Annotated in this window: 13 protein-coding genes; 2 read left to right on the top strand and 11 right to left on the bottom strand. The window is 46.2% G+C overall.

What is annotated here, in order from left to right:
* Positions 1-25: 25 nt before the first annotated feature.
* Genes fdhF through Q7U10_03965 form a run of 3 tightly spaced genes read right to left on the bottom strand, consistent with a single transcriptional unit; the run spans position 26 to position 5,014 of the window.
* A complete protein-coding gene (gene fdhF / locus Q7U10_03975) occupies positions 26-2,728 on the bottom strand; it encodes a formate dehydrogenase subunit alpha (protein MDO8281768.1) in 2,703 nt (900 codons plus the stop codon).
* Between the two features lie 17 nt (positions 2,729-2,745).
* Entirely contained in the window at positions 2,746-4,542 is a 1,797-nt protein-coding gene (gene nuoF / locus Q7U10_03970; GenBank protein MDO8281767.1) for an NADH-quinone oxidoreductase subunit NuoF, read from the bottom strand.
* 1 nt (position 4,543) lies between these two features.
* Entirely contained in the window at positions 4,544-5,014 is a 471-nt protein-coding gene (locus tag Q7U10_03965) for an NAD(P)H-dependent oxidoreductase subunit E (GenBank protein MDO8281766.1), read from the bottom strand.
* A 127-nt stretch (positions 5,015-5,141) separates the two neighbouring features.
* Here Q7U10_03965 and Q7U10_03960 point away from each other — a divergent pair, with 127 nt between their 5' ends.
* Positions 5,142-5,576, top strand: coding sequence for a DNA-binding protein (locus Q7U10_03960; GenBank protein MDO8281765.1), 435 nt, complete (start codon positions 5,142-5,144; stop codon positions 5,574-5,576).
* Between the two features lie 87 nt (positions 5,577-5,663).
* On the opposite strand, the gene Q7U10_03955 is transcribed toward Q7U10_03960, so the two are convergent.
* The 8 genes from Q7U10_03955 to Q7U10_03920 form a co-directional block, all read right to left on the bottom strand.
* On the bottom strand, positions 5,664-6,794 hold the full coding sequence (locus Q7U10_03955) for a hypothetical protein (protein MDO8281764.1): 1,131 nt from the start codon (positions 6,792-6,794) through the stop codon (positions 5,664-5,666).
* A 111-nt stretch (positions 6,795-6,905) separates the two neighbouring features.
* Positions 6,906-7,424 carry a helix-turn-helix domain-containing protein gene (locus Q7U10_03950; GenBank protein MDO8281763.1) on the bottom strand — a complete coding sequence of 173 codons (519 nt, stop codon included), beginning with the start codon at positions 7,422-7,424 and terminating at the stop codon, positions 6,906-6,908.
* Positions 7,421-8,299, bottom strand: coding sequence for a pantoate--beta-alanine ligase (gene panC / locus Q7U10_03945; GenBank protein MDO8281762.1), 879 nt, complete (start codon positions 8,297-8,299; stop codon positions 7,421-7,423). Before panC ends, Q7U10_03950 begins: the two co-directional genes overlap by 4 nt.
* Before the next feature lie 28 nt (positions 8,300-8,327).
* Positions 8,328-9,389 carry a flavodoxin-dependent (E)-4-hydroxy-3-methylbut-2-enyl-diphosphate synthase gene (gene ispG, locus Q7U10_03940; protein ID MDO8281761.1) on the bottom strand — a complete coding sequence of 354 codons (1,062 nt, stop codon included), beginning with the start codon at positions 9,387-9,389 and terminating at the stop codon, positions 8,328-8,330.
* The gene (mltG, locus tag Q7U10_03935; GenBank protein ID MDO8281760.1) at positions 9,358-10,401 is read right to left on the bottom strand and encodes an endolytic transglycosylase MltG; all 1,044 of its coding nucleotides are present in this window, start codon (positions 10,399-10,401) and stop codon (positions 9,358-9,360) included. Before mltG ends, ispG begins: the two co-directional genes overlap by 32 nt.
* Positions 10,398-10,808 (bottom strand): Holliday junction resolvase RuvX, encoded by a 411-nt coding sequence (ruvX, locus tag Q7U10_03930; GenBank protein MDO8281759.1) that lies wholly within the window; start codon positions 10,806-10,808, stop codon positions 10,398-10,400. Before ruvX ends, mltG begins: the two co-directional genes overlap by 4 nt.
* A 145-nt stretch (positions 10,809-10,953) precedes the next feature.
* A complete protein-coding gene (locus Q7U10_03925; protein ID MDO8281758.1) occupies positions 10,954-11,574 on the bottom strand; it encodes a hypothetical protein in 621 nt (206 codons plus the stop codon).
* 159 nt (positions 11,575-11,733) lie between these two features.
* Positions 11,734-12,033, bottom strand: a complete 300-nt coding sequence (locus tag Q7U10_03920; GenBank protein ID MDO8281757.1) for a hypothetical protein — start codon at positions 12,031-12,033, stop codon at positions 11,734-11,736.
* A gap of 241 nt (positions 12,034-12,274) precedes the next feature.
* Between Q7U10_03920 and Q7U10_03915 the strand changes: the two genes are divergently transcribed.
* A complete protein-coding gene (locus tag Q7U10_03915) occupies positions 12,275-17,764 on the top strand; it encodes a S8 family serine peptidase (protein ID MDO8281756.1) in 5,490 nt (1,829 codons plus the stop codon).
* The last annotated feature ends 109 nt before the right edge of the window (positions 17,765-17,873 follow it).

The following is a 17,873-nucleotide window of genomic DNA, read 5'->3' as shown; positions in this document are numbered from 1 at the left end:
TTTTGATATATAAAATTGGAAAAACTTACTTACTTATATTCACAGCGCATGCCTTGTACTCCGGTGTGCCTGTTATCGGGTCTCTGTGCTCTGATGTCACTATGTTCGTAAGCGCCTTGTCAAAATGGAATGTCATGAAGACGTTGCCTTTTTGGGAACGCTTTGTGACCTTTGCTTTTGCCTTTACAGTGCCGCGCTTTGAAGAGACCTTAACCATATCTCCGCTCTTTATATCGAGCTTCTTCGCGTCCTCAGGACTTATCTCAACAAGCTCTTCAGGCACAAGTTCCATGATGCCGGGAACCCTTCTTGTCATAGAGCCGTTGTTATAATGCTCGCGCACTCTTCCTGTGATAAGGACATATGGATATTCTTTATCAGGAACCTCTCCTGAACCTTTATGGTCAAGCGTCATGAAGAGCGCAAGCCCGTTCGCCCTTGCGAAGAGGTCTGTGTACATCGTGGTTGTGCCGGGATGATCTTTTGTCGGGCAGGGCCACTGGAGGCTCTGCTTCTCAAGCCGTTCATAGCTTATTCCGCCGTACTGCGGCACGAGGCTCGCTATCTCATCCATTATCTCTGAAGGATTATTGTAGCGCTGCTCATAACCCATCCTTGTCGCAAGCTCTGATATCACCTGCCACTCAGCTTTGCCGGCAAGAGGCTCAATCGCCTTTCTTATGCGCTGTACCCTTCTTTCACCGTTGGTGAAGGTACCGTCCTTCTCGGCAAAGCTCGCGCCGGGAAGTATCACATCAGCATGCTTTGTTGTTTCTGTATGGAATATGTCCTGCACAACAAGGAAATCAACAGCCTTGAGAGCGGCATTGACATGGTTGAGGTCAGGGTCTGTCTGAGCAGGGTCTTCGCCCAATATGAAGATGCCCTTAAATTTTCCTGCCTTGCATTCATCAAGCATCTCAACTGACTTGAGCCCTATCTTATCTGAAATGGGAACGCCCCATGCCTTTCCGAATTTTTCGCGAGCCTTCGGGTCTTTCACAGACTGGTATCCCGGAAGTGTTGCAGGCAATGGGCCGAGGTCTGATGCTCCCTGAACATTGTTCTGTCCCCTCAGAGCCATGATGCCTGTTGAAGGTCTTCCGATATGTCCGCAGAGTATGGCGAGGTTTGATATCGCCATCGCGTTCTCAGTGCCGGTCTGGTGCTCGGTCACTCCGAGTCCGTAGACAATCATGGCCTTGTCAGCTTTTGCGTAAAGGCGAGCTGCCTCGACTATCTTGTCCTGCGCGACGCCTGTGAGCTTCTCGACTTTCTTAAGGTCATACTTTTTGACATGCGCTGCAAATTCTTTGAAACCTTCTGTTCTCTTATCAATGAACGCCTTGTTCTCCCATCCTTTGCTGAGTATCACATTCGCCATGCCGTTGAGCATAGCTATGTTGCTTCCGGGCTTGAGGTTGAGCCATACATCAGCGCGCTTTGCCATCCATGTCTCTCTCGGGTCGCCGACGATAAGCTTTGCGCCGTTGCGGAGAGCCTTCTTGAGATAAAGCGAAACGATAGGATGCGCCTCTGTCGGGTTTGAACCGAAGAGGAAGAGTGTGTCTATATCAGGCATCTGCGCCAGAGAATTTGTAGCTGCTCCTGCTCCGAGGCTTGTTGCCAGACCGGCAACAGTTGGAGCGTGTCAGACGCGCGCGCAGTTATCCACGTTGTTGCTGAGGAAGACCGTGCGCACGAATTTAGATAAAAGGAAATTTTCTTCGTTTGAACATCTTGAAGATGAGAATGCGCCGACCGACTCGTTGCCGTGCTTCTTCATCAGTTCAGAGAATCTGATGGCTATAAGGTCAAGCGCCTCATCCCATGTGGCTTCCACAAACTTGCCCTTCTTTTTTATAAGAGGAGTTGTGATCCTGTCTTTGCTGTGTATGAAGTCATAACCGTACCTGCCCTTGATGCATAAGTTGCCGTGATTGACAGGCGCGTCATAGGCTGATGTCACCTTTACCACTTTCCCGTCTTTCACATTAAGGTCGAAATTGCATCCTGTTCCGCAGTATGAGCAGGTCGTCCTCACCTTCTTCATCTCGTATGAACGCCCCTTGCCGCGCGCCTTCTTGTCTGTCAGCGCGCCTGTAGGGCATGTTGAGACACACTGGCCGCAGAACTCGCAGTTATCAAGAGAGCGGGGTTTTCCAAAAGCAGTATCAGGCATTGAGTTGAAGCCTCTTCCGACCAGCTCTATCGTGCCCGCCATAACGACCTCATTGCAGATCCTTGTGCATCTTCCGCAGAGCACACACTTGTTCGGCTCATATGTGATGAATGGATTATCCTCTTTAATAGGCAGGTTCCATCTCTCACCTGCGTAGCGCGCGCCGGTTGCGCCATACTCGTAAGAGAGATCCTGCAGTGTGCAGTCTCCTGTTGATTCACACCTCATGCAGTCGTTCGGATGATTAGAGAGCAGGAGCTCGATGATATTGGTCCTTATCCTCCTGATGTCAGCGTTCTCAGTAATGACCTCCATATTTTCAGTGACAGGAGTTGTGCATGCCGGAAGCGGCCTCGGTACACCCTTGACCTCAACAATGCATAACCTGCATCCTCCGTACGGCTCAAGCCTGTCATCATTGCAGAGCGTTGGTATCTTTACGCCCGCCCTCTTTGAGGCCTTTAATATCGTATCATCCCTGTCGCACAGGGTCTCAATGCCGTTGATAGTTATCTTTATCTTATTCTCTGACAAGGCATCCTCCATGAGGAAAGATTTCCAATTTATAGTATCGAATCGAACGGGCATGCTTCATAACACGCGCCGCACTTTATACACTTTGATTTGTCTATAACAGCCTTCTGCTTCTTCTCCCACGCTATAGATCCTGAAGGACATGCGCTGTAGCATTTGCCGCACATCTTGCAGATCTCTGCATTTACGACATATTGGCGCAGCGCCTTGCATACGCCTGCAGGGCATTTGCCTTCGTTTATATGAGCTTCATATTCATCCCTGAAGAAGTTTATGGTGGAAAGCACTGGGTTCGGCGCTGACTGCCCCAGCCCGCAGAGTGATGCAAGTTTGATATCTTTTCCGAGTTCAAGCAGAAGGTCGATGTCGCCTTTTTTACCTTTGCCATTGGTTATCCTTGTTAGTATCTCAAGCATCCTCTTTGTTCCCACTCTGCATGGCACGCATTTGCCGCATGACTCGCTCTGGGTAAATGAGAGGAAGAACTTTGACATATCCACCATGCAGGTCGCGTCATCCATAACGACCATGCCGCCTGAGCCCATCATAGAACCGATAGCCATCAGCGATTCATAATCAACAGGCATATCTATATGTGAGGCAGGGATACAGCCGCCTGAAGGCCCGCCTGTCTGCACAGCTTTGAGCTTCCTGTTTTTCTTCTCCATGCCGCCGCCTATGTCAAAAATTATCTCTTTGAGAGGCATCCCCATCGGGACTTCAATAAGGCCGGAGTTCTTTATATTTCCTGTAAGAGCGAAGACCTTTGTGCCCTTGCTCTTTTCTGTGCCTATGGATGAGAACCATTTTGCGCCGCTTGTAATTATCGCCGGAAGGTTTGCCAGAGTCTCAACATTATTAATGATCGTAGGCTTGCCCCATAGCCCTTTGTTGGCAGGGAAGGGCGGTTTTGAGCGAGGCATTCCGCGTTCGCCCTCTATTGATGCGATAAGAGCGGTCTCTTCTCCGCATATGAAAGCGCCTGCGCCCTTCTTTATCTTTATATTGAAATCAAAACCGCTCTTGAATATATTCTTTCCGAGATACCCTTTCTTTGCCGCTTCTTTTATAGCTATCTTGAGCCTTTCGATCGCAAGCGGGTATTCTGCGCGAATGTATACATAACCCAAGTTTGCGCCTATGGCGTATCCGCCTATGATCATGCCTTCTAAAACAGCATGCGGATTGCCCTCAATTACAGAGCGGTCCATGAACGCGCCAGGGTCGCCCTCGTCAGCATTGCAGATAATATATTTTGTCTTCTCAGCGTTCCTGCTGCAGAACTCCCACTTGACGCCAGTTGGGAAACCTGCGCCGCCCCTTCCTCTGAGTCCTGACTTCTTCACCTCATCTATGACTTTGTCAGGCGTTAATGATAACGCCTTCTCAGCGCCCTTGTATCCGCCTATACCGATGTAAGCATTGATATCCTCGGGGTCTATATGGCCGCACTGTTTAAGAAGTATCTTTGTCTGTTTATCATGGAAGGCGTGATAATCAGGGCCGACCAGCCACTTCTCAACAGGCTTGCCGCCGATAATATGCTCTTCAATAATACCGGCTACCATCTCAGGAGTTATAAGCTGGTATGTTGATGTGCTGTTGTCAATTATGACATCGACAAGCACGTCTTTGGCGCAGAAGCCGCGGCAGCCTGTCTTGTTAACGCATTTTTTTTCTACATTAGCCTTCAGACCTTTTAGCTTCAGCTCTTTAGTAAAGGTATCTATGACCTCCTGGCTTCCGGCTGCAAGCCCACCTGTTCCGACACAGACCCTTATTGTGAGATCTTTTATTGCGGCTTTTTTGCTCTTGGCTCCCGGCATATTACTTACCCGTATCCTTTTTGAATTCTTTCAGCATAGTGGATGCCATCTCAGGCGTGACCTTTCCGTAGACCTTCTTGTTAGCTATCAATACCGGAGCGATGCTGCATGCGCCTACACATGCCACGCTCTCCAATGTGAACTGCGCATCTTTGGTTGTGGTCTCACCTTCAGGTATGCCGAGGTCAGTCCTTATCTTGCTGATAACAGCGCCTGAGCCTTTTACGTGGCAGGCTGTGCCGCAGCATGCGGTCAGGATATTCCTGCCGCGCGGCTTAAGGTAAAATTGCGAATAAAATGTTGCTACGCCGTAAAAATTGCTTGCGGGAATGTTTAATTCTCTTGAGAACCAGAAGACCACATCTTCCGGTATGTAACCAAAAACTTCCTGTATCTCCTGAAGAAGGGAGATGATGTTTCCGCCATCTTCCTGATGAGCTTTGAGCACTGCCTGACATTTCTTTTCATCCATAGATATATATTCCGCCTTTGGTCAGTTTAAAGGACTTGTATTTTACAAAATTTGATTATCGTAATTCCACTTTTTCATTATGAATTGTCGTTATAGTATAATTTCTTCAGAAGATCAAGGAGGGGATATGAAATATCAGGTCGGCAGGCAGGGAAGGATGATAGTCGCAAAGTTTGATGACGGGGATGACGTTCTTAAGGGGCTTGTTGATATAGCAAAGAAAGAGGATATAAGGGCAGGTGTGCTTTATGTTGTGGGAGGGATGAAGAAGGGCGATATAGTTGTCGGCCCTGAAGATGAGAGTCTGCCTCCTGTGCCGGTATGGAAGAGCCTTGACGAGAGCCATGAGGTAGTCGGAATCGGAACCATATTCTGGCAGGATGATGAGCCGAAGATACATTTCCACGGCGCGTTCGGGAAGAAGGATATGATGAAGATAGGCTGCCTTAGGAAGAATTCAGAGGCATTTCTGGTGCTTGAAGTGATAATTATGGAGATAGAGGGCGTTGACGCGAAGAGAGTTCTTGATCCTGAGGTCGGGCTGGCGCTTTTGAAGTTATAAGGTAAAAGGGTTTCTTGATTTAAGTAAAAAATAAGGGGACGGTTTTTTGCCGTCCCCTTATTTTTTAGTAACTGTAATAGCAAAAAGCTAATCTATCTTCCTTATCGTCTCGTTGGCATTATCTGTCACATAGAGGCTGATTCCATCAGTAGTGATGCCGCTTGGTTCATCAAAACTTGCATCCTCTCCGGTACCGTCAGCAAATCCAAATCCTGCCGTTGCGGAAGCTGCAAGCGTTGAAACCGTTGCCGTAGAGATCACTATCTTTCTTATAGTATTGTTCCAGTAATCTGCCACATACAGGTTTGTACCATCAGATGTGATGCCCCTTGGCCTGTAAAACTTGGCTAATGTTCCTATGCCGTCATCATCACCGGATGTGGTATTATCTCCGGCAAAAGTAGTGACATCACCGGTTGCGATCACAATTTTTCTGATCGTATGGTTATTCCAGTCTGTTACATAAAGGTTTGTCCCGTCTGTTGTTAAGCCGCGTGGCTCGTTAAACCTGGCAATTGCTCCTAAGCCGTCAGCAATTCCCCAAGATAGAGCGGTTCCAGCCAAGGTAGTGACCTCGCCGGTTGCGATGACTATCTGCCTTATCGTGTGGTTATTCCGGTCTGTTACAAAGAGGTTTGTCCCGTCTGTGGTTATGCCATAGGGCTGGTTAAATGTGGCTGCGGTTCCTGTGCCGTTTGCAAACCCGCTGGCTCCTGATCCGGCAAGTGTCGTTACTACTTTGGTGGCTATAACTATCTTTCTTATGGTATGGTTTTCTTTCTCAGCAACATAAAGGTTTGTCCCGTCTGTTGTGATGCCTGTAGGCTGATTGAACCGGGCTAAGGCTCCTGTATCGTTAGTACTGCCTGAAGAACCAGCGGTTCCTGCAAGGGTTGTTATCTCTCCTGTATCGATCACTATCTGTCTTATAGTATGGTTATCCCTGTCGGTAACGTATAGATTTGTCCCGTCAGTAGTGATGTCATAGGGCCTGTTGAAGCGGGGTCCCGCACCAAATCCATCTTCAGAACCCACTTGATTTGGAGAGCCTGCAAATGTGGAAACAACCCCTCCTGAATTCAGCGCCTGTCCCTGTATGGTGCCTCCCATTAAATATTTACCAATCTCCTCCGTATTATGACCGCAACCTGAGATTAGCAGACCGCTAACAACTGTGACAGCAAAAAACAGATAAAGGAACTTCCAACTCTTTTTCATAACACCCCTCCCGGTTAAAGTTATTTGCTCTTCATTGAATTGCATGGTTAAATGTAAGCTAAAAAAAGTGTAATGTCAATCAAGATTTCAATAAGGCTGAAGGTTTGAGACCTATGGCTTTGTTATTATGCCGAGCTTCTTTATCTTGCTTCTTAGAGTGTTGCGGTTTATTCCGAGCAGTTTCGCTGCTTTGAACTGATTGCCCCTTGTCTCTTTAAGCACCATCATAATGAGCGATTTTTCAACCTCCGGGATGACCATGTTGTAGAGGTTGAAGCTGTCAAACCTTTTTATGCTCTGCATAAAGCCGCTGAGCCGATCCTCTAAGAATTTCCCGATCGACTTGATCTGTCTCTGGCTTATATCAAAGTCTTTCAGCAGAAGTTCAGGGCCGTCGGATAATATGCACGCCCTCTTGATGGTGACCTCGAGCTCTTTCTCATCTCCGGGCCAGTCATATTCTAGCAGGTATTTTTCCGCCTCTTTTGATAAGGTTTTGTCTTCAGTCCTGATCTCATCTGAGGCTGCCTTTATGTAGTTCTTTGCAAGAGTGAGGATCTCGTCTTTGCGGTCTTTTAATTGAACGGATCTAGTATCAGGATTATCTATTGAAGCCTGTTTGTCTGTCATAAAGCACAATTATTCTGAGAAGGAGCTTCTTTAGTAATTACCATATTGTCGATCAGTCTTGCCTTTCCGAAAGCAGCGGCAAGGCATATTATGACAGGAAGTTCAATTTTATTGACAGGCACAAAACTTTCAGGGTTGAGGATCTCCACGTATTTCAGATCAGCAAGAGGCTCTGCTTTCAGCATCGTCTCTAATTCTTTCTTTATACTCGATGGATCATTGATGTTTTCTGATAATATGAGATTCCTCCCATGTTTCAGCGCTTTATAAAGAAGCGGTGCAGCTTTTCTTTCAGCTTCTGTGAGGTAACGGTTCCTTGAGCTCATTGCAAGGCCGTCAGGCTCTCTGACGGTAGGGCACACTATTATATCAATGCCGTATTTCAGTTCTCTGACCAGCTTTTTTATGATGACCGACTGCTGGAAATCTTTTTGCCCGAAATATGCGATGTCAGGCGAGACTATGTTGAAAAGCTTTGCAACAATATTAGCAACGCCGTCAAAATGTCCGGGACGTGAGGCGCCGCAGAGTATATTTCCTATCTCTCCTATATTGATAAAGGTCGTATCATGCTCTCCGAACATATCATTGTCTTCAGGGATGAATACGGTGTCGGCTTCAACAGATGAGAGCATCTCTATATCCTTCTCTCTCTGCCGTGGATATTTTTCAAAATCTTCATTCTTCCCGAACTGAAGCGGGTTTACATAGATGCTGACGACAGTTACGTCGTTCTCCTGCTTTGAGCGTCTGATGAGGCTTAAGTGCCCTTCATGAAGCGCACCCATAGTGGGGACGAACCCGATGCTCTGGTCGCTCACCCTGAGCAGCCTGCTCAATGAATGCATGTCTTTTACCTGATGGATTATCTGCATAACAAGAAATTAAATTGCTTATTGATCTTTAATATTTCTCTATCTCCTCCATCAATGTCTTGTAGAGGTCGCTCTCTTTTATCTTTTTAACTATCCGGCCGTGCTTAAATAGGATGCCCACGCCTTTTCCGCCGGCTATTCCTATATCAGCCTCTCTCGCCTCACCCGGGCCATTAACTACACATCCCATTACAGCCACTTTTATCGGTTTTTTTATTTTAACAAGTCCTGCCTCAACCTTATCAACCAGCCCTCTCATATTTATCTCACACCTGCCGCAGGTCGGGCATGAGATGATATCAGGGCTTTCCTGCCTGATGTGAAGTGATTTGAGTATCTCATAGGCAACCTTTACCTCTTCAACAGGGTCGGCTGTCAAAGATACCCTGATTGTATCACCTATTCCTTCAGAAAGCAGTATCCCTAGCCCTATAGAGCTCTTGATAGTGCCTGAGAAGGCAGGGCCTGCCTCTGATATGCCTATATGGAGGGGATAGTTGAACTTTTTTGAGAAGAGCCTGTAGGCATCGACGGTCGTCATTACATCTGATGCCTTGAGCGATACCTTGATAGCGCTGAAGTTCATATCTTCAAGTATATCAATGTGCCTCTTTGCGCTCTCAACGAGAGCTTCCGGCACGGGATGCCCGTATTTCTTTAAGAGGTCCTTTTCCAGAGAACCCGCATTAACGCCTATTCTTATAGGTATGCCCATGTCTCTGGCAGCATTGACCACCTCTTTTGTCTTGCTCTTGCTTCCTATATTCCCCGGATTTATTCTCAGCCCGTCAGCGCCGTTTGCCATGGCCTCAAGCGCAAGCTTATGGTCAAAGTGGACATCGGCAATGAGCGGGATATTGATCTTCTTCTTTATAGCTTTTATCGCCTTTGCCGCATCTAAATCCAGAACCGCAACCCTGATTATTTCACAGCCTGCGGCTTCGAGTTTCTTTATCTGAGACACAACAGAGGGCACATCTCTGGTGTCGGTCTTGGTCATGGACTGCACAACAACCGGAGCACCGCCGCCTATCTTAAGGCTGCCGAGTGTTATCTGTTTAGTTTTGAGTTTCTTTTCCGGTTTCTTCATCTGTCGTCTTTGCCTGAGTTTTTCTATAAAGCGCCACTGCCTCTACATGCTCTTCCCCGGTCTTTGAAAAGTAATGTGTGCCGTCGTTCTTGGATACAAAAAAGAGATAGGCAACATCTGCGGGATAGAGGGCAGCCTTGATGGACTTTATACCCGGAGATGCTATAGGGCCGGGCGGAAGCCCTTTAATGACATAGGTGTTATATGGTGTTACATTTTTAAGGTCCACGATCTTTGTCATGTCTCCGGCGCGCTCTGTGCCGTAATTGACGGTCGGGTCTGCCTGAAGTTTCATGTCAATTTTGAGCCGGTTATGGTACACGGCAGATATCACAGCCCTTTCACTGTCAATACGCGCCTCCCGTTCAATAATGGATGCCAGGGTCAGTACCTCGTTTTCACTCATGCTGATCTCTGCTGCCCTCGTCCTTAATGAGTTGTCGTATTTCTCCTTTAATCTGTCGTGCATGATCTTTAAGATATCTTTGGGGTTCGCGCCCTTTGTGAAATTATAAGTATCAGGAAATAAATATCCTTCAAGGCTTGGCGCTTTTATTCCGATAGAATTAATGAACTCCTTGTCATATACAAGCTGCCAGGATTGATCGTTAAAAAGACCTGTCTTCGCAAATGCTGATCTTATATCATTCAGGTCAGATCCTTCAGGGATTGTGATGGTATGCTCTATGATATCGCCATCACTTAATTTCTTAAAAATATCCAATGGGCTCATGGAAGTGTTGAAGTTGTAATAACCCGCCCTCAGTCTTCTGTCTATAGCTGTCAGTCTGCCGAGCAAGAGAAGGACGCCTTTATTTTTTATAATGCCTTCTCTTTGCAGTATATTAAGCCCTTGTATGTAGCTGGATCCCTCAGGGATCTCGATCTGCTGCCAGTTGTCATAAGAGGATACCGGCGTTGAAATATTTACATATGCGATGATGGCTGCAAGGATGGTGAGGTTAAGCAAAACAAAGACGATCTCTGCAGGTTTAAAAAAACGCTTCATCATCTCCCCTTGCTGTCAAGGTAATTCTGGAGGATAACTGTAGCTGCGACCTTGTCACGAAGGCCCTTTCGCTTCTTTCTTGAGACGTTCGACTCGATCAGTGCTTTTTCAGCTGTTGTGGTGCTCAGCCTCTCGTCCCAGAGAACGACGGGCAGTGATATCTCATTCTTTAACCTCTCTGCAAATTCCATGACCTTTTCACCCTGAGCGCCTATGGTGCCGTTCATCATCCTCGGCAGGCCGACAACGACTGAGCCTATTTCCTCAAGGTAATCATCAATTATCTTCTTTATCTCGGGTATAGGGTCTTTGTTTTCAATAGTCTTCACCCCATTAGCCGTCATACCTATAGCATCGCTTACAGCAACGCCGGTGCGCACATCTCCTAAATCAAGACAGAGGACTCTCATTGCATTAGGATGCCAGAAACATGAGGAAAAGTAAACTTGGCAATTATAAAATATTAATTATTTCAACAGGTTAGCTATTCAATAAAGAGGGCGGGTATGCCGTCTGGACTTAAATATCAGCCTGGAAATGCCGGGATAACCGTAATTACAGTTTATCCCACAGATCACTGATCTCTGACTCGCTCTTCTTCTTTTCGATCTTCGTCAGGTCATTGGCAAGGTTTATCCATTTATCACAGCAATCGGCATACTTTCTCAGAGCGTTTTCCATCTTTTCAGGCCAAATGCAGGCAACTTTATAGGTGGGAAGTTCATCGCCTGACTTTGTCTCCCATTTGCTGTCGGCAAGGCCGTGTTTCATCAATAATCCACCGACATAACCGAGAAGGGTCTGCACATAATAGCGCAGATGATTATTGCTAAGGTCTTTAACAAGATTTATCCCGAACCTTCTGTTGAAGCCTTCAGGAAGTTCCCCGCGATGTAGCCACTTGTCTGTATTGACATGTTTTTCCACAAGCTCAGGGAGTTTTAAAAGAAGCTCATTCAGTTCTGTCTTTATCTTGCGCAGCCCGTCCTCGCCCATTTCAATTGCAGTCTTTGCATTTGCGTTAAGCCCGCTCTTGATGATGTTCTTATACCATTCCGACACGAACTCTTCAGTAGCCTTCAGGAATTCCTTGCATGCATCTTCCATTTCAGACTTACAGCTTTCAATACTGCTCTCTATATCCGGCATCTCAGCGTTGTTTCTATCGATATCCAATATTATTATCCTCTATGAAGTATTTATAATTTTTATGCAAATTATTATACGATATCTTTGACTAAGCGTGCCAACAGAAGTTTTATGTACGCCGTATGGATATAGTGGTTAAATGGATTGAGTTTATTGTATTGCAAAAAGATTGTTGCCGGGCGTTATCTATTTTTTCTTGATATTTTTTTCTAACATGACAAACTCCCTGCCTTCTTCATCATTAACGAGTTTAAAAAATGAGCAGTTGGCGCAATCTTCGAATTTCATTGCAAATGTACCCTGCACCCTTCCTTTGCAATATGTGCCTGCAACGCTCCAGCAAAAACGGCCGGAGGCTGTGCCCTTATTTACAGTATCAAACTTCTTCTCGGTTGTTGCCGGGCATACGCCTAATTCTTTAACTTTATCGCCGCCGGGCTGACGGCCGCATTTCATGTGTTCCCAGCAGTTTAATCGCTTTTTCATAGAATCCTTATTGTGAGGGCTTAATTAATATATAACAAAATTTGAAATTCAATGCAACATGTTAGATACAGGTTGCTTCTTGTTTGCATATATATATTTTAGCGCAATCTTGCAATAAAGAATTATATTGACAAATTAGCTTAATACCGTTATTGTGTTCATAAATATAGCCGGATAACAATAGCGGGGCTCTGTTTTACCTGATCAGAGTTATAATAATTTATTCATCCCGGAGAATGCCTTGAAAAGAACCGCACTCCTCATATTAATCCTTTTATCAATATTCATCCTGCTTCCTTCAAGCGCATCTGCTGTGTGGACGATTCAAACAGTGGATAGTGTTGGAGATGTAGGCTATTACACCTCAATAGCAATAGACTCATTGGATAAAATGCATATCAGCTATAATGATGTTACTAATTTAGACCTCAAGTATACGACAAATGCATCAGGCTCATGGGTGACAACCACAGTGGACAGCTCAGGAACTGTAGGTTACTACACCTCCATAGCGATAGACTCATCGGGTAAAGTCCATATCAGCTATTATGATGTTACTAATTTAGACCTCAAGTATGCGACAAATGCATCAGGCTCATGGGTGACAACTACAGTGGACAGCACAGGGTATGTAGGCTCCTACACCTCCATAGCGATAGACTCATCAGGCAAAATACATATCAGCTATTTTGATATAACCAATTCAAACCTCAAGTATGCGACAAATGCCTCCGGTTCTTGGGTGACAACTACAGTGGACAGCTCAGGCTATGTAGGCGCCTACACCTCCATAGCAATAGACTCATCGGATAAAATGCATATTAGCTATTATGATGTTACTAATTCAGACCTCAAGTATGCGACAAATGCATCAGGCTCATGGGTGACAACTACAGTGGACAGCACAGGGTATGTAAGATCCTACACTTCCATAGCAATAGACTCATCGGATAAAATGCATATCAGCTATTATGATGGTACTAATTTAGACCTCAAGTATGCGACAAATGCATCAGGCTCATGGGTGACAACTGCAGTGGACAGCACAGGGTATGTAGGCTCCTACTCTTCAATAGCTATAGACTCATCAGGCAAAATGCATATCAGCTATGATGATGGTAGTAATGGGGATCTCAAGTATGCGACGAATGCATCAGGCTCATGGGTGACAACTACAGTGGACAGCACAGTGGCTGTAGGCATGTACACCTCCATAGCAATAGACTCATCGGATAAAATGCATATCAGCTATTATGATGCTACTAATACAAACCTCAGATATACTAACAGCCTGACAGAGGTCGGTATTGTTCCGCCTGTTTTACGTATTGAACCATCCACAATGCCTATTGTGATACTTGAGCAGAACCGCACAGCTGACGAGCTGCTTACCATGTTTAATGACGGCGGCAGTAATCTGGCATTTGATCTGGCAATAAATTTTTCAGGAAGCACCCTGCCCTGGCTCTCATTTGATATAAGTTCAGGTGTGATCCCTGCTGGCAGTTCACAGCAGGTCATAATGACATATGATGCTGCAAATATGAACTCCGGTGATTATTCAGCAGATATTTCAGTTACATCCAATGACCCTGCAATCCCCCTCATAACCGTCTCTGCAAGTATGACCGTGATACCTGATATCACACCGCCTGATCCTGTTAATGACCTGTCAGCATCAAATGCCACTTTTGAGTCCATGCTGCTGAACTGGACAGCTGTTGCTGACAATGGCTCTACAGGTGTCGCCGCAGGATCCTACGATATCCGCTATAGTACAGAGACTATAACAGAGGCCAACTGGGGGACGGCGATACAGACAGATGGAGAACCTGCTCCTGGAGGCCCCGGCAGTCCAGAGAGCTTCCTGATAACAGGCCTGAGCGCTTCAACAACCTACTATTTTGCTGTTAAGGTTACAGATGACTTAGGGCTTATCTCAGCTGTATCAAATATTGCCTCTTCCGCTACTGTCGCTGCACCTATTCTGCAAATCAGTCCTTCATCGGTATCTGACACCCTTGTTGAGGGGGGGATATCTTCACACACACTGACTTTATCTAATACCGGAGGCGACACACTGACATACAGCGTATCCTTATCAGAGACACTAACTCCGGCAGGCATCATGAGCACATCAACCTATCGCACAGAGAAGGTCTCTTTTATACAGAACATACCTGAAGGGGTTGATTATGTTCCCGGTGAAATAATAGTAAGGTTTAAGTCCGAATCCAAATTAAATAAGTCTAAATCCCTACACAGAAAAAATGCCGGCGCAAAATTGAAACATAAGTTTGAAAAGCTGGATATGGAAGTATGGGAAATGCCTAAAAAGAGTTTAAACGCCCATATTAATGATATCGCAACTCTCTCTGCTGATCCGGATGTGTTATATGCCGAGCCAAACTATATCTATACTATCTCCAGCACCCCGAATGACCCGAGTTACAGCCAGTTATGGGGGCTTAATAATACCGGACAGACAGGCGGCCAGGCTGACGCAGACATTGATGCTCCTGAGGCATGGGATATGTTCACGGGCAGTTCTGATGTGGTGGTTGCAGTTATTGATACCGGTATTGATTACAACCACCAGGATCTCGCCGCCAATATGTGGACGAACGTTAATGAGACAGCCGGCAACGGCATTGATGATGACGCTAACGGATATATCGATGACATTTACGGCTATGACTTTGCTTATGGTGACTCAAACCCCATGGACGGCAACCATCACGGTACACACTGTGCCGGCACTATCGGCGCTGTCGGCAGCAACGGGACAGGGGTTGTCGGGGTCAACCAGTCAGTAAAGCTTATGGCTGTGAAATTCCTGGATGACAGCGGTTCAGGCTCTACAACAGATGCAATAAGCTCAATACTCTACGCGGTCAACAACGGTGCAGATATCCTGAGCAACAGCTGGGGCGGAGGCGGTTACTCCACAGCCCTTGAAGATGCGATCCGCTATGCAAATGACAATAATGTTCTCTTCGTAGCAGCTGCCGGCAACGATGGCCTCAATACAGACACATCGCCGAATTACCCATCCAACTATGATCTCCCAAATATTCTCTCTATTGCAGCTACGGACCATAATGACCTCATTGCTAGCTTCTCAAATTACGGAGCTGCCACTGTTGACCTAGGCGCACCCGGGGTCAGCATACTGAGCACCTATCCGAATAACAGCTATAACACTATCAGCGGAACATCCATGGCTACCCCGCATGTATCCGGAGTAGCAGCGCTCCTAAAAGGGTTCAACCCTTCACTCAGCGCACTGCAGATCAAGTCAATAATCATGGATAGCGCAGATCCTGTATCTTCACTAAGCGGCATTACGGTGACAGGGGGCAGGCTTAATGCATTAAAAGCCCTGCAGCTTGCCGGGTATGACTGGATCCGTCTATCAGGAAATATTACAGGCACTATAGAGCCGGGTTTCTCCATCGACCTTTCTATAGATCTTAATTCAACCGCAAAGGCCAGCGGCGGCTATGGAGCAGAAATCACCATTACCTCAAACGACCCTGTAAATCCGGTTCAGGTAATGCCTGTTTCATTAACAGTCATGCCTGATTGCTGTCCGCCTGATGATATCGCCAGCCTGATCGTAACGAGTTTTGGAAGCACATCTGCATCGCTTCAGTGGACGGCTGTTGGCGATGATGGAAGCGCAGGCCGTGCAAGTTCATATGATATAAGATACAGCACAGCGCTCCTTGATGCAGCCTCATGGGATACAGCCGCACAGGCCGCAGGAGAGCCGTCACCTTCTGACCCGGGCAGCACCGAGACATTCACTATAAATACCCTGCTCCCTCAGACTCACTACTGGATAGGTATTAAGGTTCTTGACAATTCCAGCCAGACCTCAGGCATCTCAAATACAGTTGAAGTAACAACGCCTATACCCCCGATCCTGCGAGCCGATCCTGCCGTTATGCCGCTTGTCTCTATGATGCCGGGGCTCGAGACTACAAGAGTGTTGAGACTGCATAATGATGGAGGAGAGGATCTTACCTTCAATTTAAGCATTCAGAATGTGATAGGAATAAATGCCGGCAGCAATGCCGTGCCTGCTGTATCATCTTATATAGAAATCAACAAAACCGAAGACAGCACTCTCCCCGTGCCTCCTGTAACTCAAGGTTTTGGCGGGCCGGACAGCTACGGTTACCAATGGAGCGACTCTGATGAAGCAGGCGGCCCTGTCTTTGATTGGATAGATATATCAGCAACAGGAACTGAAATATCCGGTCTCAGTGATGATAGCTATGCAGGGCCCTTCCCTGTAGGCTTTAACTTTGATTATTACGGCAACAACCAGGCACAGTTCTATGTCCAGTCAAACGGCCTTATAAGCTTTGATGCACATTACTATACATTAATGAACTACTCAATCCCTCTTGCAGATGCTTACAACAATATGATCGCCTGGATGTGGGACGACCTCTACCCATACAGCGGCAGCTCACATGTATATTACAAAACCATAGACAGCAGCAAACTTGTTGTCCAATTTAATAATTACGGTGAATACGCAGGCTCCGGTAGTGTTGATTCACAGGTCATTCTGAATTCCAACGGAGACATAAAGATACAGTATAAAGAGTTCCGCAGCTCAATGTCCCTTAACAGCTCAACCGTAGGCATTGAGAATGCGGATGGTTCTGACGGGCTGCAGGTCGCTTACAACACCTCATATCTCCACAACAACCTTGCCGTCCTCTTCTCATCACTGCCGGAATGGCTGGCACCGGATATCACATCAGGCACAATACCTCCGGGAGGCTCGGCAGACCTGACAGTCACATACAGTTCCGTAGGCCTTGACATCGGCAGTTACACATCCAGTATAGTGGTCAACTCAAATGACCCGGCTGCCCCTCAAACGAGTATTCAGGCAGATTTAGAAGTTCTTAACAGCCCGCCCACAGCAGACGCAGGCGGGCCTTATGCTGCCATAGAGGGAAACTCTGTACCTCTTAACGGTTCAGCCTCAAGCGACCCGAATAACAATATCTCTACTTACGAATGGGATATAGACAACAACGGAACATATGACTACAGTTCAGCATCATCTTCACAGAGTCATACATACGCACAGCAAGGCACATATACCGTCAAACTGAGGGTAACTGATGCTATGGCCGCAACATCGGAGGCTACAACAACAGCGGTGATATCTGATACTTCACCGACAGCAGAATTTACCGGCAACCCGACAAGCGGCAGAGCGCCGCTTACAGTAACATTCACAAACAGCTCAACAGGGAATGACACGCCGCTTACATACGAATGGGACTTTGACAATAACGGCTCTGTTGACTCAACATTATTAAACCCTTCATATGAATATGCAGGTACAGGCGAATACTCCGTAAAGCTTACAGTCACAGATTCAGACGGCAGCACTAATTCACTGACAAGGCTGAACTATATAAGTGCCACATCATGCCTGTCGCCTGTAAGGGTCATAGGCTCGGCAAATTCATATTACACATCTCTCCAGCCAGCATATGATGACTCATCAGAAGGAGATGACATACATTTCCAGGATGACACATTCAATGAAAACCTTATATTCAACACAAACAAGACTATAACGCTCAGAGGCGGATATGACTGCGATTTCAATCCAACAACCGGCAAGACGGTCATAAACGGCAATGTGACCATAAGTGACGGCGTAGTAACAATGGAAAATGTAATAATCCAGTAAATAAGAGACTAACCGCAAATGGCTTGCCTTTTTTTTCTCCGCTGTCTACTATACAAAAACTATACAGTCCAGAATAATCCTTATCTTTAATTACAGTCCTACTATTTTG

Source organism: Thermodesulfovibrionia bacterium, assembly GCA_030646035.1.
In the GTDB taxonomy this organism is placed as follows: domain Bacteria; phylum Nitrospirota; class Thermodesulfovibrionia; order UBA6902; family UBA6902; genus JACQZG01.
Note: the sequence above shows the minus strand (reverse complement) of the source record. Positions and strands in the feature narration are given on the sequence as shown.